This window comes from Pseudomonas baetica (assembly GCF_002813455.1).
Lineage (GTDB): Bacteria > Pseudomonadota > Gammaproteobacteria > Pseudomonadales > Pseudomonadaceae > Aquipseudomonas > Aquipseudomonas baetica.
The window spans coordinates 5,048,531-5,069,764 of record NZ_PHHE01000001.1; the positions used below are offsets into that span (position 1 = coordinate 5,048,531).

The 21,234-nt window shown below is 67.9% G+C and carries 4 protein-coding genes (1 of these 4 running past the window's edge); all 4 read left to right on the forward strand.

The window, feature by feature from the left end:
• Tightly spaced (at most 50 nt apart), the 4 genes in view from ATI02_RS23370 to ATI02_RS23385 form a layout consistent with a single transcriptional unit that may run on beyond the window.
• A protein-coding gene (locus ATI02_RS23370; protein ID WP_244196551.1) for an SDR family NAD(P)-dependent oxidoreductase crosses the window boundary here: on the forward strand, window positions 1-1,250 show its 3' portion. The gene continues 14,950 nt to the left of window position 1, outside the view; the window shows 1,250 of its 16,200 coding nt (coding positions 14,951-16,200); its start codon lies off the left edge, out of view; its stop codon occupies window positions 1,248-1,250.
• The gene (locus ATI02_RS23375; protein WP_100847497.1) at window positions 1,234-8,277 is read left to right on the forward strand and encodes a beta-ketoacyl synthase N-terminal-like domain-containing protein; all 7,044 of its coding nucleotides are present in this window, start codon (window positions 1,234-1,236) and stop codon (window positions 8,275-8,277) included. The genes ATI02_RS23370 and ATI02_RS23375 overlap by 17 nt, the downstream gene beginning before the upstream one ends.
• Window positions 8,277-19,718, forward strand: a complete 11,442-nt coding sequence (locus tag ATI02_RS23380; protein ID WP_100847498.1) for a beta-ketoacyl synthase N-terminal-like domain-containing protein — start codon at window positions 8,277-8,279, stop codon at window positions 19,716-19,718. Before ATI02_RS23375 ends, ATI02_RS23380 begins: the two co-directional genes overlap by 1 nt.
• A gap of 50 nt (window positions 19,719-19,768) precedes the next feature.
• A complete protein-coding gene (locus ATI02_RS23385; RefSeq protein ID WP_100847499.1) occupies window positions 19,769-21,190 on the forward strand; it encodes a cytochrome P450 in 1,422 nt (473 codons plus the stop codon).
• The last annotated feature ends 44 nt before the right edge of the window (window positions 21,191-21,234 follow it).

Below are 21,234 nucleotides of genomic sequence, written 5' to 3' on the forward strand. Positions count from 1 at the left end.
ACCCGGCGTTCTTCGGCCTCAACCCCAAGGACGCGGCGGTGATGGATCCTCAGGCGCGGCTGATGCTGGAACAGGGCGTCACGGCGCTGTTCGATGCCGGCTATTCGCTGCGGGAGCTGTCGGCGCGGCCGGTGGGGGTGTACATCGGCGGCCGTCTGCGGGTCACCGCCGATGCCCGCTCGCTGGCCGAGGCCAGCAACCCGATCCTGGGCGTGGGGCAGAACTACCTGGCGAGCAACCTGTCGCGTTTCTGCAACCTGACAGGTCCGAGCATGGTGGTGGACACTGCCTGTTCCTCGGGCCTGACCGCCATGTCCCTGGCCTTCGATGCCCTGCGCAGCGGCAGCATCGACATGGCCCTAGTGGGCGCCACCAGCCTGTTGACCTCGTCCGACGCCCATGACCTGTTCTCGGCGCGCAATATCCTTAGCCCCGACGGCGCCTTCAATATCTTCGACGACCGTGCCGCGGGGGATGTGCTGGGCGAAGGCGTGGTGGCCCTGGTGTGCAAGAACCTGGCCGCGGCGCAGGCCGACGGCGACCGGATCTACTGCGTGGTTAAGGGCCTGGCGGTGAACAACGACGGGCGCACCCTGGGGCCGGGCTCGCCCAGCCTCAAGGCGCAGCAGGAGGTGATGCGCCAGGCCCTGGCCCAGGCCGGGAAGACCCCGCGGGACGTGGGCTATATCGAGGTCAATGGCGGCGGTTCGGTGGTGGTCGACGCGGTGGAGATCAAGGCGCTGGCCCAGGTCTACCAGCTCAACGACAGCGCCCTGGACGCCTGCTGCCTGGGCTCGGTCAAGCCCAGCGTCGGCCATCTGCTGCTGAGCTCGGGGCTGGCCGGCTTCGCGCGCTGCGCCCTGAGCCTGCAGCAGCGGCAGATCGTGCCCAGTGCCTGTGGCCTGGCGCCTTTCGAACACTTCGATTTCGCCGCCTCGCGGGTGCACTTCAACCGGCGCACGCTGGATTGGAAAACCCCCGACGGCCGGCCCCGGGTCGCCGCCCAGAGTTGCTTCCCGGACGGCGGCACCAACTGCCATGTGATCCTCGAAGAGTTCATCGCCGACGTTGGCTATGTGCAGGTGCGCCAGCCCCTGCCGGCCCCGCTGTTCGACCGCCGTTCCTTTGCCCGCCATGGCGACCACGCGCCGGCCCCCGTTGCCCAGGTCGAACCTGCGGCCATGGCAGCGGCCGTTGCGCCTTCTTCTATCCCGTCAAGCTGGGGTGTGATTCATGAACAAGTACTTTGATCTGACGATCGGCGCCGACCATCCGTTGGTCGCCCATCATCGCGTCCAGGGCCAGGCCGTGCTGCCGGGCCTGGCCTATATCGACCTGCTGCTGCGGGTGGCCCGCGACGGCCTGGGGCTGGACTGCCTGCACACCCAACTGCGCGACCTGGTGATTTACCAGCCGTTGTTGGTCCCGGCCGGCTCGGCGCTGCGCCTGACCCTGACGCTGCAAGCGCAGGACGGCGCCTGGGCGGTGGATGTCGACGGCGTGCCGCTGCGGGACAACGCCGTGGCCGGGGAACGGGTGAAATACTGCACCGCGCAACTGCACCCGGCATCCCCGGAGGCGGGAGCCAAGCCGGATCTGGATCTGGCCGCGCTTAAGGCCCAAGCCGATGGCCGGGTGCCGCTTGCGCAGCTCTATGCCCAGGCACGGCAGCGCGAGCTGGTGCATGACGGCTTGCTGCTGGCCGAAGGCAGCGTCCAGCGGTTTGCCTGGGGCTGCCTGATCGAGCTGGGCGTCGCGCCGCAGTGGCGGCAGTCGATGCCCGATGCGCTGTTTCATCCGACCCTGATCGATGGCGCGGCGGTGGCCTCGGCGGTGCTCGAAGACCAGTTGCCCGCCGACGACGGACTGTACCTGCCGTTGCATTACGGCAGCTTCCAGGCCCGGGCGTTGTTGCAGGAGGCCTGCGTGGCCCGGGTCGAGCTGGGGCGGATCGCCACGGCCAACGATATCCGCAAGCTGGACATCGATTTCTACGACCTGGCGGGCCGCTGGGTGGCCAGCCTCGGCGAGCTGACCGGCAAGCGGGTCAGGGCGACGCTGGGGGCCGTCGCGTCCCCGGCGCCAAACAGCCCGCAGCCGGCCAAGGCGCAGTCCGACGATGTGGCGCCCGAGATCCTCGCGGTATTCGCCCGGCATCTGCAGACCCGTCCCGATCAGGTGGACCCACGGCGCGGTTTCTTCGACATGGGGCTCAGTTCGGCGCAGATGCTGACCATCCTCAAGGAAATCGAAGGCCTGCTGGCCCGGCGCCTGAACCCGACCCTGCTGTTCGAACACAACACGCTGGAGGAACTGCTCACGCATATCCGCGAGCTGGCGCCCCAGCTCGCGACTAGGCCGGCGGCACCGGTGCCCACCCGGCAACCGCAAGCGGCGGCGTACCGCTTCGCCGCCGACGAGGCCTACCTGCAGGATCATCGGGTGAACGGCCAGCCGGCCCTGATGGGCATCACCTACCCGAGCCTGGTGCTGCAGACCGCGCTGGCCGGCGCGGCGCAGCTGCCGCTGAGCCTGCAGGACATCCGCTTCCAGGGCGGCCCGCTGAAGTTGCGGGCGGGGCAGATCGCCGAGGTCGAGGTCCGCCTGCCAGCCGATGGCGGCGGACGCTTCAGCGTGCATCAACAACTGGCCGGGGAGGGCGCCGGCCTGTGTTGCGAAGGCCTGGTGCACGCGCCGGACACTCCCGAGCCGGCCGCCCTCGACCTCAAGGCGCTGATCGCCGCGGCGCGGCCGTATAGCGCGCAGCAGATCGACAGTTGGTACCGCACGGTGCCGGCCTTTGCCCTGGGGCCGATGCTCAAGACCCTGGTCGCCGCCTATGAAGGCGCCGACGGCAGCCTGATCTGCGAGGTCGAGCTGCCCGCCACCGGGCGGCGCTTTGTCGATGGCCTGGCCCTGGACCCGCTGCTGCTCAACAGCTGCTACCTGTTTCCGGTCCCGGGGCCGTCGTCCGAGGGCTCGGCCGCCACCTTCGTGCCGCTGCTGCTCGAGCGCCTGACCCTGTGGCGCGACGCTGGCCGCAAGGCCTTCGTGGTGACCGGGCCGAAGCGGGTCAAGGACGGTTTCATCGCCTTCGACTCGCTGATCGTCGATGCCCAGGGGCGGGCGCTGGCATCGCTGGACAATGCCTCGTTGCGCCGCCTGGAACCGGCCGTCGCGGCTCGGGCGGATGCGCCTTCGAGCCCGGCTCCAGGCCCGGCCGCGGGCGGCCAGCGGATCGCGGTGATCGGCATGGCCGGGCGCTTTCCCCAGGCCTACGACCTCGATGGCTTCTGGCAGAACCTGCAGGCGGGCCAGGATTGCATCGGCGAAATCCCCGCCAGCCGCTGGGACTGGCGCGACTACTACAGCGACAGTGGTGAGCCGGGAACCATTTCCAGCAAATGGGGCGGCTTTATCGAGGATGCCACCAGCTTCGATCCGCTGTTCTTCCAGATTTCGCCCCGGGAAGCCGAAGTGATGGACCCCCTGGAGCGGCTGTTCCTGCAGCATGCCTGGATGGCCATGGAAGACGCCGGCTACACCCGCGAAGCCTTGCAGCGCAATACCGCAAGGGACGGCGCGGCCAACGTCGGGATCTACGCCGGCGTGATGGGCCAGGAGTACCCGTTGTTCGCTGCGCAATCGGCGGCCGCCGTGGGCCTGGGCGGCGGCACCTCTTCGGTGGCCACGCGCATGGCTTATGTCGGCAACTTCAACGGCCCGGCCATGGCCATCGACACCATGTGCTCCAGCTCCCTGGTGGCCCTCGACATGGCCTGCCAGGCCCTGCGCTCGGGGGCGGTCAACGCGGCCTTCGCCGGGGGCGTGAACCTGAGCCTGCACCCCGGCAAGTACCTGATGCTGTCCCAGGGCCGGTTCATTTCCGCCAAGGGCCATTGCGAGAGCTTCGGCGAGGGCGGTGACGGCTACATTCCCGGCGAAGGCGTCGGCGTGCTGCTGCTCAAGCGCCTGGAGGACGCCGAGCGTGATGGCGATTTCATCCATGGGGTGATCCGTGGTACCGCGGTCAATCACGGTGGCCGGGCCAGCGGCTACACCGTGCCCAACCCCTCGGCGCAGACCCAGGTGATTCGCCAGGCCCTGCTCCGGGCGGCAGTTAGCGCGGATGAGATCAGCTATATCGAGGCCCACGGCACCGGCACCAAGCTGGGCGACCCCATTGAAATCAGCGGCCTGACCAAGGCCTTCGAGCATGATCCGGCGCAGCCCCGGGAGACGCCTTGCCTGATCGGTTCGGTCAAATCCAATATCGGCCATTGCGAAGGCGCGGCCGGGGTCGCCGGGGTGATCAAGGTGCTGCTGCAGATGCGCCACCAGCTCATCGTGCCGTCGCTGCATTCCCGGACGCTGAACCCCAATATCGATTTTTCCCTGACGCCGTTCCAGGTCAACCAGCAGCTGCAGCCCTGGCCAGCCAAGGGCGGGCAGGGGCGGCGCATCGCCGGGATCAGCAGCTTCGGCGCCGGCGGCGTCAATGCCCATGCCGTGGTCGAGGATTATCCGCTGGCTGTGACCCAGGCTCGCCCCGCGGCCGCCTGCCTGATTCTGCTGTCGGCCCGCGACGCGTCCCGGCTGCCGTTGATGGCCGGCAACCTGCTGGCGGCCATCGAGCGCCTGCAACTGAGCGACGACGCACTGCCCAGCCTGGCCTACACCCTGCAAGTGGGCCGCGAAGCCATGGAGCATCGCGCCGCCACTGTGGTCGGCGACCTCGAGCAACTCAAAGAGCGCCTGCACAGCCTGGCCGCCTCCGCCGTCGACCCGCACTGGCAGCGTGGCGTCGCCAGCCAGGGCAAGGACACCCAGGACCTGTACCGGGACGAAGACGCCCGGCAATTGCTGCAGACCTGGCTGGACAAAGCCAACCTGGCGGTGCTGGCCCGGGTCTGGGTGCTCGGCGTGGCGGCACCCTGGGCGCAGCTGTACGGACCCGGCCAGGGCTTCGAGCGGCCGCCCCGGCGCCTGCCGCTGCCGACCTATCCGTTTAAGACCGAGCGCTACTGGCTGGCCGAACTCGCGGCGGGCGGCGCTCGCCCGGCAGCCCTGGAACCGGCCTTGCCAACCGTCCACAGCGGGCTGTTCGAACAACACTGGTTGCCCCGCGCGGCAACGGCGAGCGCTGCCGCCCACAGCCATGAACAGGGGTTTGTGCTGATTATCTGCACGGCCGCCACCCAGGCCCTGGCCGAGCGCCTAGCGGCGGGGCTGGACGCCGCGCGGATCGTGCCGATCGACGAGCTGGCCGAGCACGCGCAAGCGCTGTGCCAACCCAATGGCCACGGGTTGTTCGGGGTGCTGGATATCACCGGCTGCGACCCGGCCTTCGTCGAGCGTTGCACCACCGATCTGGAGGGCTGGTTCGAGGGCGTGCAACGGCTGGTGGAGCAGACGCGCCTGCGGGATATCCGCCTGCTGTACGTCTCCCGCTACCTGGAAGCCTTCCAGCGTCCGCCGTCCCTGGCCCCCGCGGCCCAGGCAGCGCTCCCGGCCTGCCTGTACCGCTGCCTGGGCGCCGAGTATCAGCGCTTGCGCAGCAGCCATATGGACACCGACCTGGCGGCCGACGACCCGCTGCTGGTGGCGCAGATTATCGAGCAGATGTATCGCGAGCCCCACGAACGGCATGCCTGCTATCGCGCCGGGCAGGCCTATGTGCCTGCGCTCCAGGCGCTGGCCCCGGTGAACGGCGCGCAATCCTTCAGCCTGCCCGGCGACCGGGTGCTCTGGGTCACTGGTGGTACCCGCGGCCTGGGGCTGCTGTGCGCTCGCCACTTCGTCAACCGTCATGGGGTGCGCAAGCTGGTGCTCAGCGGTCGCGAGGCCTTGCCGCCAGCGGAGCAATGGCCGGCGCTGCTGTCGGGCCCGGCCAGCCCTCTGCGGGACAAGCTGAGCGCGCTGCACGCCTTGCAGCAGCAGGGGGTCGAGTTGCTGACCCTGGCGGTGGACATGAACGATGCCCAGGCGATGCAGCAGGCGGTGGCGCGGATCGGCCGCGAGCTGGGCCCCGTGGCGGGGGTGATCCACTGCGCGGGCCTGGGGGACTACGACCACCCGGCGCTGATCCGCAAGCCGCTGGCCGCGGTGCGCAAGGTCCTGGCGCCCAAGACCCATGGCCTGGACAACCTTTACCAGGCGCTGCGGGGCTCGCCGCTGGCGCTGTTCGTCCTCTACTCCTCGGTCAGCGCGCAGTTGCCCGAGCTGGCGGCGGGGCAGATCGACTACGCCATGGCCAACGCCTACATGGATGCCTTTGCCGCGCAGCATCAGGCCGATCGGGTGCTGAGCCTGCAATGGCCGAGCTGGAGCGACACCGGCATGGGCGCCATGGACAGCGAGCTGTATCGCGGCAGCGGCCTGCTGGGGTTGAGCGACCAGGACGGCCTGGCGCTGCTGGACCTTGCCCTGGCAAGCGGGCGTTCGGGGGTGCTGTTGCCGGCTTGCTTCGACCCGGAGCTGTGGTTGCAGGCGCCCATAGCCGAGACGCTCATCCCGGGCGCGGCCCTGGAGGCGGAGGTGCAACACTGGCTGGGCGGCTTGTTCTGCGCCGAACTGCGCATCGCCGCGGCGGACTTCGATCCGAGCCTGGATTTTGCCAACTACGGCCTGGACTCGATCCTGATGGCGCAGATCCTGCGCAACATCAATCGGCGGCTGAAGGTCGAGCTGGCGCCGTCGTTGATTCTCGAACAGCCGAATCTCGCCGATCTGAGCCAGTGGCTGCTGACCCATCAGCGGCCGGCGCTGGAACAGGCCTTTGCCGCCGCCCCCGCGCCGCAGATGCCGCCGCTAGCCGTGGCCGCGCCCGCGCCGCAGCCCCAAGTGCAGTCAGCCCAGGCAGCGCCCGTCGCGCGCGCCGCCGAGGCGGATGAAATCGTCGTGGTCGGCATGTCGGCGCGCTTTCCCGGGGCGTCCAGCCTCGACGACTATTGGCGCCTGCTCAAGGAAGGGCGCAGCGCCCTGGCGCCCGTGCCTTCCCGGCGCTGGCCGCACGGCGGGCACTACCTGGCCGGCACGCTGGAGCACCACGATCTTTTCGATCGCCAGACCTTCCACATTCCCGAGGAAGATTTCCACGCCATGGACCCCCAGGCCCTGCTGGTGCTGGAGGAGTGCCTGAACCTGTGGGCCCATGCCGGCTACCGGGTCGAGGAAACCCGCGGCAGCGCCATCGGCGTCTACCTGGGCGGCCGCGCCCGCAGCAGCCTGGACCCCGAGGCCCTGGGCAAGGCGCGCAACCCCATAGTGGTGGCCGGGCAGAATTACCTGGCGGCCAACCTCTCGCACTTTTTCGACTTCAGCGGCCCGAGCATGGTGATCGATACCGCCTGTTCCTCGGCACTGGTGGGCATGGGCATGGCCGTCCAGGCCCTGCGCAGCGGCGAGATCGACGCGGCGGTGGTCGGCGGGGTCAGCCTGCTGGACGGCGAGCGCACCCACGGGCTGTTCCAGCAGCGCGGTCTGCTCAGCGGCGGGGCGCAGTTCCACCTGTTCGACGAGCGGGCCGACGGCATCGTGCTGGCCGAAGGCGTCGGCCTGGTGCTGCTCAAGACCGCGGCCCGGGCCCGCCAGGATGGCGACACCGTGTATGCCCGGCTCAGCGCCCTGGCCAGCAACAACGACGGGCGCACCGCCGGCCCGGCCACGCCCAATGTGCAGCGCCAGAAGGCAGTGATGGGCAAGGCCCTGGGCCAGTCGGGGCTGACGCCCGGGCAGATCGACTACATCGAGGTCAACGGTTCCGGTTCCCAGGTCACCGACCTGCTGGAGCTCAAGGCCATCGATGCGGTGTACGGCCTTGGCGCCGGAGCCGGACACAGCCCCGAAAGCCCCTGCGGGCTGGGCTCGATCAAGCCCAATATCGGTCATCCGCTGTGCGCCGAAGGCATCGCCAGTTTCATCAAGGCGGTGCTGATGATCCAGCACCGCAGCCTGGTGCCGTTCCTCTCGGGGCAACAGCCATTGCGCCATTTCGACCTCGAACGCTCGGCCTTTTACTTTCCGCGCAACGCGGTGGCATTGCCCGCGGGGCAACCATTGCGGATCGCCCTGAACTGCTTCGCCGATGGCGGCAACAACGTGCATGCCATCTTGCAGAGCCCCGAAACCCCCGCCACACCCGCAAGGCGCCAGCCCCTGGCGGCGCCGATCCTGCACCGTCAGTGCCAGGGCCAGGCCCCGGCGGCGACGCTGAAACCGATACCGCTGGCCCGCGACCGCGCGAACGCCACCTCCATGATCTGGGAGCAACTCTGATGCGCACTCTATTGGCCGAGAGCAAGATTTCGCTGTCTTGCGCCAACCCCGTCATCGGCGCCCACTGGGTGCACGGGCGCCCGGTGTTTCCGGGACTGGCCTATATCGATCTGATTTATCAGCTGTGCCGCCAGCATGACCTGGCGTTCGCCGAGCACCGCTTGCAGACCTTGCGCATCCACCGCCCGCTGGCCCTCGAAGAGACGGGCAGCACACGGGTGGTGCGGGTCGCGCTGTTTCGCGATGGCCCAGGGCATTACAGCCTGGTGGTCGAAGACCCGGGCGCCGACGGCCAGGCCCGGCCCTATGCCACGGCGCAACTCGAATACACCGGCGCCGCGGCTTTCGCCCCGGGCGAACGGCTCGCGCCCCAGGCCGCCGGCGCTACCCGGGAGCTGTCCATGGAGACCCTCTATGGGCAGTGCCGAGACCAGCAACTGGTGCATGAGGACTACATGCAGGTGCGCGGGCAGATCAACATCGGCGCCGAAGGCCTGCTGGCCGACCTGGGCCTGGGGCCGCTGGCGCTGCCCGATGCCGCGCGGTTCCTGTTCCACCCGGCGCTGCTCGACGGCGCCGCCATCAGTTCCCAGGCCCTGGAACTGCGGGACGGCGAGCACTCGCTACCTCCGGACCACCTGTACCTGCCGCTGCTGTTCCAGGGCTTCAGCGCGGTGGCGCCGATCACCGCGCAATGCCGGGTACGGATCAAGGCCGATTCGGTCAACGTGCAAGGGGAGCTGGTGGTCTTCACCCTGGAGTTTTTCGCCGCCAGCGGCGAGAAAATCGCCCAGATAGAGCGCTTCACCGCCAAGCGGGTGCGCGCCGGGCAGGACCTTCATCAACCGTCGATAGCGGCGCCGGCGCCCACCCTCGAACCCGGCCCGCGGGCAGCGGCCGATGGCAGCGAACATCCGGTGCTGCTCAGGCTGCTGCGGCTGATCGCCGACAAGCTGGGCACCAGCCTGGCCCAGGTGGCCCTGGACAAAGGCTATTACGAGCTGGGGCTGGACTCGGCGGACTTGCTCGATCTGGTGGCCGATGCCAGCCAGGCCCTGGGGCTGGAACTGTCGCCGACCCTGTTGTTCGAGCACACCACCTTGCAGGAGCTGGGGGCGTTCTTCCAGCAGCACCATGGCGTGGCGCCGGGCCCGGCGACGGAGCCGGAGCCGCCAGTGCAGCAAGGCGCGGCCTGGACCCAGCGCTTCGTCGCCGAGGAAGCCTATCTGCAAGACCACCTGGTACTCGGCACGCCGGCCCTGATGGGGGTGACCCATCCGTGCCTGGCCATCGAGGCCTGTGTGCAGCAGTGGGGCGCCGACAGCTTTCCCCTGAGCCTGGGCAACGTGCGTTTGCTGGGCGGGCCCATCACCTTGCAGGCCGGTGAATCCGTTGAACTGGCGGTGACCCTGGAGCCCCGGCGCGAGGCGTTCAGCGTCGGTTTTCGCCGCGACCCGGGGGCGGCCCTCGAACCCTGCTGTGTCGGGCAGTTGCGCCTCGGGGTGCGCTTCGAGGCCCGCCACCAGGCACCGGACAGCCTGCTGGCGGGGCTGACGCGGCTGCCTGACGCGGCGATCGAGCAGTCCTACCGGCGTATCCCGCAATTCACCGTGGGCCCGCTGGTGCGCACCATCCAGGAGGCCTACACCGACGGCGACGGCCTGCTGGTGAGCAAGGTCGATCTCGGCGCCCCCCGGGTCAAGGGCGGCCGTAGCCACTACGGCTTCGACCCGCTGCTGCTCAACGGCTGCTTCTTCTTTCGCGACCCGGACTTCGGCCAGCCACAGTCGAGCATGTATGTGCCCTTGCTAATCGAAGCCATCGTCCAGGCCAAGCCGCTGCCGTCCACGGTCTACCTGGTCAATCGCCTGCGCACGGCCAAGGCCGGCTATATCGCGTTCGACGTCGATGTGCTGTCGCTCGAAGGCGAACACCTGGCCAGCATCCGCAATGCGTCGGTCAGGCAAGTGAGCGACCCGGCGCGCCTGAGCAACGCCGACTTCTCCCGCCCACGGGCCGAGACCGTGACGCCGCCAGAGCAGGACGACATCGCCATTATCGGCCTGGCCGGACGTTATCCGGGGGCCGCCGACCTGGAGCAGTTCTGGCGCAACCTGAGCCAAGGCGTCGACAGCATCACCCCGATTCCCGCCACGCGCTGGGACCATGAAGCTTTCTTCGACGCGGACAAGGACCAGCCGGGCAAGACCTACGGCCGCTGGGGCGGCTTCCTCGAGGATATCGATCAGTTCGACCCTTTCTACTTCGCCATCACCCCCCGCGAGGCGGCGTTCATGGACCCCCAGGAGCGGCTGTTCCTGCAGTGCGCGGTGCATGCCCTGGAAGATGCCGGCTACACCCGCCAGGGCTTGGCGCGGGATGTCGGGGTCTATGTCGGCGTGATGTACCAGGAGTACCAGTTGTACGGCGCGCAGCAGACGGTGCTTGGCAACCCCATGGCCCTGGGCGGCAGTGCCTCGAGCATTGCCAACCGGGTGTCCTACGTGTGCAACTTCACCGGGCCGAGCATGGCCATCGACACCATGTGCTCGTCGTCACTGACCGCCCTGTACCTGGCGTGCCGCGCGCTGGAGCGGGGCGATTGCGGCAGTGCCCTGGTGGGCGGGGTGAACCTGTCGCTGCACCCCAACAAATACCTGATGCTGGGGCAGGGGCGCTTCATTTCCAGCGAAGGCCGTTGCCAGGCCTTCGGCGAAGGTGGCGACGGCTATGTGCCGGGCGAGGGGGTCGGCGCCATGCTGCTCAAGCCGCGCGCCCGGGCCGAGGCCGATGGCGATCATATCTACGGGCTGATCAAGGCCTGCGAGATCAACCACGGCGGCAAGTCCGCCGGCTATTCGGTACCGGGGGTCAAGCCCCAGGCCGAGGTCATCGCCCGCACCTATGGGCGCGCCGGCATCGACCCACGCCAGATCAGCTACCTGGAAGCCCACGGCACGGGCACCGCCCTGGGCGACCCGATTGAAATCGCCGCCCTGGGCGCGGCCTTCCGGCCCCACACCGAGGATTGCCAGTTCTGCGCCATAGGCTCGGTGAAATCCAATATCGGCCACTGCGAAAGCGCCGCCGGGATCGCCGGGATCACTAAGGTGCTGCTGCAGCTCAAGCACCGCCAGCGGGTGCCTTCGCTGCATAGCGCGACCCTCAACCCACGGATCGACTTCGCCGCCTCGCCCTTCGTGGTGCAGCAGCAACTGGACGACTGGCCGGCGCAGCAGCGGGGGGGCGAGGCCCTGCCACGGCTGGCCGGCCTGTCTTCGTTCGGCGCCGGCGGCGCCAATGCCCATGTGCTGTTGCAGGAATACCTGCAGGCCGAGGACCAGGGCGCGGTCGCGCCACGGCCGTTGCTGATCCCGCTGTCCGCCGCCAGCCAGGCGCAGCTGCAACGCCTGGCCCGGGCGCTGGGCGCGCGGGTCGCCGGCCTGCTGGACGAGGCGCCGGCCGCGGACGCCCGTCAGCGCCGGCTGGCGGACCTGGCGTTCACCCTGCAGACCGGGCGCGAGGCGCATCGGCAGCGCCTCGGGCTGCTGGTGGACTCCCTGGCGCAGCTGGCGGAGAAACTGCAGCTGTTCCTCGCCGCCGAGGTGCTCGACGCTCCGGCATTGGCGCGCCTGCGCGAACAGCAGGTGTTCGTCGGCGAACGCCCGTCAGGCGGCGAAGCCCTGCAAGGGCAGTTGGCCGAGGCGGATATCCAGCTGCTGGTGAAGTCCTGGCTCGAGCGGCAACGCTTCGACCAAGTGCTGCGCTTCTGGTCCCAGGGCGCCGCCGTGGACTGGCGCCTGCTGCAAGCCACGGCCAGCCATGAGTACCGGCCACGGCGCATCAGCCTGCCGGGCTATCCCTTTGCCCGGGAACGCTATTGGTTCGAGCCCCGGGCCAAGGCGAACATTGTCGAGGCCACGCCAGCGCTACAGGCAACGGCCGCCACGCCAGAGCCGGCGGTCCGGGCCACAGCCTTCGAGCACCTGGCCCAGGCGCTGTTCGAGATCACCGGCATCAGCCCCGAGCGCCTCGACCCCCATGGGGATTTCGAAAGCCTGGGCCTGGACTCGGTGACGATAATGAAGCTCAACCAGCGGGTCGGCGCCTGGATCGGCGAGACCGACGCCACCCTGTTCTACAAGTACAAGACCCTGAGCGAACTCAGTGGCTACCTGGAGACGCGGCCGGGCCGTGCCGTGCCGGCTGCCGAGGTCAAGGCAGAGATCGAGAGCAGCGCCAGCGCGCCCTCGGCCAAGACCGGCAATGAGCCGCCCCTCGACGACAGCATCGCGATCATCGGCATGAGCGGCCGTTATCCGCAGGCCCAGACCCTGGAAGCCTTCTGGCAGAACCTGCGCGATGGCGTCGATTGTGTGACGGAAATCCCCCTGGAGCGTTTCGACTACCGGCCGATCTTCAACCCGGGGGCCAAAGGCCGCGCCGACGCGATCTACTGCAAGTGGGGCGGTTTCCTGGGGGACGTCAGCCAGTTCGACGCGCCGTTCTTCAATGTCTCGGCCATGGACGCGGCGTTCATGGACCCCCAGGAACGGCTGTTCCTGGAAATGGCCTGGAACTGCCTGGAAAGCGCCGGCTACCTGGCGCCGCGCTGGCAGGCCAAGCCCCGGGATTTCGGGGTGTTCGCCGGGGTCAGCGTGAACAACTACCAACTGGTGGGGGCCGATGCGCTCAAGGGCTGGGCTCCATTCTATCCGGCGGGGTCGCAGACCTTCTCCGTGGCCAACCGGGTGTCGTTCTTCTTCAACCTCACCGGCCCCAGCCTGACGGTGGACACCGCCTGTTCCTCATCGCTGTACGCCCTGCACCTGGCCTGCGAAAGCCTGCGCAACGGCGAAACCCGCGCGGCCCTGGCCGGCGGGGTGAACCTGACCCTGCACCCGAGCAAATACCTGACCCTGTGCGCCGCGGGCTTCGCGGCCAGCGACGGGCGCTGCCGGGCGTTCGCCGCCGGTGGCGACGGTTATGTACCGAGCGAAGGGGTCGGCGTGGTGCTGCTCAAGCGCTACGCCGATGCCGTGCGGGACGGCGACCGGGTCCTGGCGCTGATCAGGGGCAGCGGGGTCAGCCACGACGGCAAGACCCAGGGCTTTACCGTGCCCAACCCGGTCAGCCAGACCCAGGCGATCAATGCGGCGCTGGCGCGGTCCGGCGTGCCGCGGGACACCATCAACTACATCGAGGCCCACGGCACCGGCACGGCCCTGGGCGACCCCATCGAGATCCAGGGCCTGATCGACGCCTATGTGGCCGGCGGCGAGGAACCTGTCCCGCGGGCCCTGGGTTCGGTCAAGGCCTCCATCGGCCATGGCGAGGCCAGCGCCGGGATCGCCCAGTTGACCAAGACCGTGCTGCAATTGCAGCACGCCACCCTGGTGCCGAGCCTGCTGCATGGGCCGCTCAATAGCGATATTCCCTTCGCCAAAGCCGGGTTGTATATCCCCGAGCGGGCGATGCCATGGCCGGTGCTCGAGCGCAAGGGCCGGGCAGTGCCGCGGCGCGCGGCGATCAGCTCGTTCGGCGCGGGCGGGGTGAATGTGCATATGATCCTGGAGCAGGCCCCCGAGACCGTCGCCACGCCAGCGACCCCGGACAGTCCTTGCGTGCTGCTGCTCAGCACCCAGGCGACGGGCGCGCTGAAAGAGCAGGCCCGGGGCCTGCTGGAGTTCCTCGATAACCCGGCCAACGACCGGCATGCCTTGAACGACATCGCCTTGACCCTGGCCCATCACCGGGCGGCCTTGCGTTTTCGCCTGGCCATGGTGGTGGCCGACCGCCAGGAGGCGCGTGCGCGCCTGCGCAGCTGGCTGGAGCAGGGTGCCGGCGCCCCGATCCCCGGCCTGTACCAGGCCGACAGTCTGGACCGTGGCGCCAGTGCCCCGGCCACCGACGACCTGGATGGCCAGGCTCAGGCCTGGGTGGCCGGGCTACCGATGCAATGGCCGGGCAGCCCGGCTCCCGGCCGTTGCGTGCCGCTGCCGGTGTACCCGTTCCAGACCAAGCGCCACTGGATCGCCGACCAACTGGCGGGGCTGGAGCCCAGCCCGCGCCAGAATCCGCTCCAGAGCGCGACGCCAGCGGATAACCTCGACCACTGGCTGATGCAGACGCGCTGGGTCGAAGCCCGGCTCGACCCGGTGCAGGCCGGCCCGCGCCAGGTGCTGGTGTTCGGCGAGGACCAGGCACTGCTGCAACCCTGGGCCTCGCAGCCGGGCGTCAGCCTGTGCACCGAGGCGTGCGACGAGCCGCGTATGGCGCGGCTGATCCAGGACAGCCAGGCCGATACCCTGGTGCTGGTGCAACCGTATACAGCGCTGTCGGGCCTGTCGGGCGCGGGGCTGGAGCGGTGCTTCGCCCGGCAGGCCGCGGCCCTGACCCAACGGGTGCAGGCGCTGGCCAGCCTGGCCACGACCCGCAAGGGCCTGAAGCTGGTGCTGCTGAACATCACCCGGGACGGCCGGACCGACGCGGTCCAGGAAAGCCTAGCGAAGTACTTCAGCTTCCTGCGCTACGAAGTCCCGGAACTCGGCAGCCTGGTACTGGACACCGACAGCCTGGAAAGCCCGCGCCTGGAGCAGATCCGCCAGCAACTGCATTGCCGGCAGGCGCACCTGCGCCTGCGCTGGCAAGGCGGCCAATGGCTGACCCAGGCCCTGCAACCGCTGGACATCGCCCGCGACCCCGCGGCGGACCCGGCGCTGGACCTGTCGGGCAGCATGATCGTCACCGGCGGTTTTGGCGGCATCGGCTTGACGCTGCTGCGCTGGCTGGTGGGCAAAGGCCTGAAATCGTTGATCGTCATCGGTCGCAAACCGCTGTCGGCACAGCTGCGGCACCCCAGCCTGAGCGCCGGCACCACGGTGCAGGGGCTGATCGACAGCTGGGCGCGGGAGCAGGGCGTCCGGCTGCACTATGTGCAATCGGATCTGACCGACGAAGCCGCCCTGGCCCGGCAACTGGACGAGCTGCGTCCGCTGCTCGGCGGACCGATCACCGGGGTGTTCCACCTGGCCGGCGTGACCACCGAGGCCATTGCCATCCAGGCCACCTCGGCGACGCTGCTGGCGGACGTGGTGCGGCCGAAACTGCTGGGGGCGCAACTGCTGGAGCGCCTCACCCTGGGCGATCCGCTGCGTTACTTCTGCCTGTTCTCGTCGATCTCGGCGGTGGAGGGCATGCAGGGCAACGGCCTGAGTGCCTACAGCGCCGCCAACGCCGGCCTGGTGGCTTTCGCCGCCGAGCGCCGGCAACGGCGCTTGCCGGCGCAGCTGATCCAGTGGACCGACTGGGACGGCGCCGGGATGGCGGTGGCGCACAATCACCGGGCGTTCTTCGATGCCCTGGGCATGCGCATGCTGACGCCCGAACAAGGGGTGACGCTGCTCGAGCGGATCCTGGCCAATGCCATCGACGAGTGCATTGTGTTCGATGCCGACTGGGAGCGCTTCGCCGCCATCAACCCGGCGATCCAAGGCCTGCCGGTGTTCGCCCACTATCGTCAGCGCCTGCGCGCGCCGGCGGCGACCCAGGCCACGACGCCCGCCCGCACGGCAGCGGGCGAGCCCTTCGATATCGGCGCGCTGCTGCGCGACGAACTGCAACGGCTGCTGGGGCTGGAGGATATCCACCCGGACCAGACGTTCGCCGAGATCGGCCTGGATTCGGTCAACTCCCTGGCGTTCTTCGCCAGCCTGTCCCAGCGCCTGGCCTATCAGGTGCTGCCATCGGCGATCTTCCGCTACCCGACGATCCGCGCCCTGGCGGACTACATCGCCGCCAACCGCGAGCCGGGGCCGCTGGACGAGCGCCACGCAGCGGCTCCGGCAGCCAGCGGCCAGACACCTGTGGCCCAGGCCGAGGACAATGCCGCGATCGTCATCGTCGGCATGTCCGGGCAGTTCCCCAAGGCACCCGACCTGCCAAGGTTCTGGGAGCAACTGTGCGCCGGTTTCGACGGCGTCGGCCACTACCCCCGGGCCCGGCGCGACCTGCTGGGCCTGGGCGACAGCTTCAGCGACCAGGACCTGCAGGGCATCCATGGCGGCTACCTGGACGACATCGAGCTGTTCGACCCGGGCCTGTTCAATATCTCGCCGCGCGAAGCGCGTTTCATGGACCCCCAGCAGCGCCTGCTGCTGCTCAATGCCCACCGGGCCATCGAGGATGCGCAGATCAAGGACCATCCGTGCTTTGCGCGCACCGGGGTGTTCATCGCGCAATACGCCAGCGAGTACATGCAGTTCGCCAATGACTACGACAAGGACAACGCGCTGTTCATCGCCACCGGCAACGCCGGCTCCATCGCCGCCAACCGGCTGTCCTACCACTACGGTTTCCGTGGCCCCAGCCTGGTGCTGGACACCGCGTGTTCCTCGACCCTGGTGGCCATCGATATCGCCTGCCAGTACCTGCGCGGCGGGCAGATCGACTTCGCCCTGGTGGGCGGTGTCAGCCTCAACCTGAGCCCGGCCCTGACCCGGCTGCTGCAGGACTCGGGCATGCTGTCGCCGTCGGGGCGCTGCCAGACCTTCGATGCCAAGGCCGACGGCTACGTGCCGGGAGAGGGCGTGGGCATGATCGTCCTGCAACGCCAGGCCGACGCCCGCCAGCACCTGGCGCAACACCCCGAGGCACGGCTGTACGCGCTGATTGCCGGCTCCGCGGTCAACCAGGACGGCAAGAGCAACGGCATGACCGCGCCCAACGGCCTGGCCCAGGAGGAAGTGATCCGCCAGGCCTTCCAGCGCGCCGGCCTGGCTCCGGCCCGGGTCGGCTACGTCGAGACCCACGGCACCGGCACCTACCTGGGCGATCCGGTGGAAATAGAGGCCCTGGGCAATGTCTTCAACGAAGGCCGCGACAGCGGCGAAGGCTGCATCCTCGGCTGCCTGAAAACCAATATCGGCCACCTGGAACCCGCGGCGGGCATCGCCAGCGTGATCAAGGCCGCCTTGTGCCTGTACCTGGGGAAAATCCCCGGCAACAACCACCTGACGACCCTCAATCCGCTGCTGGCGCCGACCCGGCCGGCGTTCCGCCTGCCGGACCGCCCGCTGGACTGGGACGGGGCGGGGCGGGTGGCCGGGGTCAGCTCCTTCGGCTTTGGCGGGGTCAATGCCCATGTGGTGCTGACGTCGGCGGACATGCCCGGGCACACGCCGGTGCCTGCCGCCGAACGCGAACGGCTGTTCCAGGCCCGGTACCCGCAACCCCGGCTGGCCCTCAAGGCCTATTGGGCGCGGCGCGCGCCGGCTGTTGCCGCCCCCGTCGAGGCCGTTGCCCCCACTGCCTTCCTGAACATTGCCTACACGGGGCAGGGCAGCGCCACCCGCGAAGCGCTGTTGACCCTGGCGCCGACGACCCCGGGCTTGCTGGACACCGGCAACTTCCATGTCGGCTTCTACCTGGAGGCGCTCTACCAGGTGTTCCGCGAGCGCTTCGGACGCAGTAGCCTGCATGTCAGCCGTTTCGACTTCCAGGCGCCGCTGCTGATCGCCCATCACCTCACCACCGACGTGCGGATAAGCATCGAACCCCAGGCAGAGGAGGCCTATCGCCTGCGCTTCGATTATCGGGCCCTGGCCCAACAACCGGGCGCCTGGGTGCAGACGGCCGAAGCCCTGGTGGACTTTGCCACCCAGGCCCAGGCCGACAACCCGGTGCAGGCACGCCTGGCGGCGGTGCTGCAAGCCCCTGGCAAGCCGCTGCGGACCCTGGACCGGACGGCGTTCTACGCCCGCTACGAGCAGATGGGCTTTCCCGCCGACGGCTTCGTGCGGGCCATCGACGAGTGCCAGTTGCACGAACGCTTCAGCCTGTCGAGCCTGACCCCGCGGTTCGAGCCCGGCGCTTATGCCTGCGGCGCCCACCCGGGGCTGATCGACGCGGCCTTGCAGCCGGCGATCCTGCTGGCCGACAGCGAGCACAACGTGCCCTACATGACCACGAGCATGGAGGACATTTATCTCAACGGTCCGTTGCGCCGGGATGAGACCTATCGCCTGGTCAACCTGCTGCACGGGCCGGCGGACGACGCGGCCCCGGCCCGTGGCGTGCGGCGTTTCCAGACCGCCTGGGCGCTGCTGGACAGCCGTGGGGACAGCCCGATCGGTTGCGCCCGCGCCAGCCTGCAGCAACTGGCGACCAGCAATCGTGAACTGTCCGAAGCGGTACAGAGACGGCTGGCCGAGGCGGACGGGCTGTCCGGCGACGGCTTGCTGTCGATCATCGCCGACCTGTTGGAATGCACCCCCGACGAGATCGACCTGGACAAGGCGCTGCTGGAACTGGGTATGGATTCGCTGATGCTGATCAAGCTGCAGAAACGCCTGGACCATCAGCGGATCGCCATCAGCGGCCTGTTCAAGATGACCCTGCGCCAGTTGCTGGCGCAGGTGCGGCCGAGTGAGCCGACGGGCATCGAGAGACCGAATAAAACCCATGCTGTAACGCCGGTGGTCGAGAGCACGTATCCACCCTTTACCGAGCTCAAATCCTGGTCCAGGGACAAGCGTCTCTGGCTGCGAGGGCAGGCGCGACCGGGGAACCGGATTCGTCTGTATTGCTTCCCCTACGCTCACCTGTCCACCACGGTATTCAAGGAGTGGCAGGCGTTGCTGCCCGATTATGTGGAGGTGCGTCCCATCGAACTGCCCAACCGTGGCGACCGCCTGCGTGAACGGCCGCTGCAAGATATGTGGACCTTGGCGGCGACTTTGACCGAAGTCCTGGGCGATGAGCTGGACCAGCCCTTTGCCCTGTATGGCCACAGTGCCGGAGCGTTGATGGCGTATGTGTGGTGCCTGCATCTGCGGGCGGTCGGCAAGCCATTGCCACGGCATCTGTTTGTGGCGGCCTTTTCGGCACCAGGGCGAGCGGTCAACCCGGTGATCCACGACATGCTCACGGTTTATCGCCAGCACGGCCTGGATCGGATGCCTTCGCTGGACGACATTTGCCAACCCGGCGCCGAGCCGATGATCGGCCAGTTGATCGACGCCCTCGAGTCCTCCATGAAGCAGGCCGGGGTGTTCAATTTCAGCCGCGAGCTGATCCATGCGCAGTTGCCCTCGCTGGTGGCTACCTTCGAGATGGTCGACCGGTTCCGGCCGGGCACGCTAGCGCCCCTGGCCTTGCCGATTTCCGGCTTGCATGGCCTGGGGGACATCCAGGTGCCGGAGCGCGATGTGCGCGACTGGCGACAGCTGGGCAACGCGCAATTCACCTTCAAGGCATTCGAAGGCAATCACCTGTTTATCGAGCCGGGGCAGAGCATCAGCCAGGTCACCGCGTATGTCGGCCAGGTGCTGCAAGGCATTGTCGACAACGACCTCGAACCGCAGCCAAGCGCTGCCGAAGCCTATCTCTCGCCTCCGGGCATGGCCGCCGCGCTGCATGACAGCGGGGAGACCGGGGCCTGACGGCCCCACCACTTGTCTGTTTTGATCAATCCATATCGAGGTTAATCGTAATGAAAACGCTCAAGGATCTACCCCAACACCCAGGTCTGCCTTTGCTGGGTAATTTGCACCAGTTGAGTAAAGCCTCCATTTTCCTGTCACTTGAGCAATGGTCGCGGGACTTTCACCACGAACCGTTCCGCTTGCAAATGGCCCATATGCAATTCGCGGTCTTCAGCAAACCGGAGCAGGTGCGCCATATCCTCAAACACCGACCTTCGCAGTTCCGGGCTATGAAAGAGATGGCGAAACTGTTCGATGAAGTTGGCTTTAGCAGCCTGTTTACCGATGAAGGGGAAGCATGGAAGCGCCAGCGATCACAGATCATGTCGGCTTTTTCCAAACGCAGCCTGGTGGCGTTTACTCCACAGATCGCCACTACCGCCCTGAAATTGCGTGATCGCTTGCGCAACAGCCTGGGGCAACCGTTCGACCTGCGGGATGACCTGCGGCGCTTTTCGGTGGATGCCAGTTGCCTGCTGGTGTTCGGCTTCGACCTCAAAAGCCTGGATAACCACGACAACCAGTTTCTGCAGAACTTTCATGATGTGGTCAATACCATCAACAAACGCGTGCGGAGCGTGGTGCCTTATTGGCGGGTGCTCAAGCTGCCGTCCGACCATCGCTTCGACCGCTCCCTGATCAAACTCAAGAGCCTGGCGATCGAGATCGCGAGAGACACCCAGGCACGCATGCGCCTCCAGGAAGATCTGGGGCCCCATTGCATTCTGCATTCCATGCTCGAAGCGGCCAGCGGTGGCGACGGCATGCTCAGCGAAGATGAGCTTTTCGCCAACATGATGGCGCTGATTCTGGCCGGAGAAGGCACCACGTCGGCGATGCTCAGCTGGCTGTGTTTTTTCCTCGGGCAGGACTCAACGCTGCAGGACAACCTTCGCCGCGAAGTCGCTCGCTTGGATCTACATCAGCTTGACTATCACGCGCTGGCCGACCTGCCGCTGACGGAGGCGGTCATCGAAGAGGCCTTCAGGATCAAGTCCACGGTGCCCGGGTTGTTAGTGGAACCCCTGGAGGACACGATCGTCGACGATATCCTGCTGAAAAAGGGCACCAGGATCATTGTCCTGACTCGAGTCGATGGTTTGAAGAATCTGCAAGAGGACTCGGTATTCAACGCCTATCGCTGGCTGGACGAACAGCACGCCTTAATCGATACGAAAGAGGCGCGGCAGAAGCAGTTTCCTTTCGGATTCGGCCCTCGTTCGTGCCCGGCGGCACCTCTGGCCAACATTGAGCTGAAAGTGGCAGTGGCGATGCTGGTCAAGTACTTCGAGCTGGAGCTGATCGACAAGGAACAGGTGAAGGAAGTGTTCACCACCTCGGCGGTGCCGGATACGCTGAGGATCCGCCTCAGCGCCCGTGCAGAGCTGGAAATACCTGCGGCACGGGGCACGGAAACCGATGCGGTCTGACGCTATCAGCCCGCGCCAGCGGGCTGTTTTCAATGTCTCTGTCC

Excerpts from the sequence above, each read along its gene's own strand:
- ATI02_RS23375 (WP_100847497.1), top strand. The coding sequence starts at position 1,234 with ATGAACAAGTACTTTGATCTGACGATCGGCGCCGACCATCCGTTGGTC.
- ATI02_RS23380 (WP_100847498.1), top strand. The coding sequence starts at position 8,277 with ATGCGCACTCTATTGGCCGAGAGCAAGATTTCGCTGTCTTGCGCCAAC.
- ATI02_RS23385 (WP_100847499.1), top strand. The coding sequence starts at position 19,769 with ATGAAAACGCTCAAGGATCTACCCCAACACCCAGGTCTGCCTTTGCTG.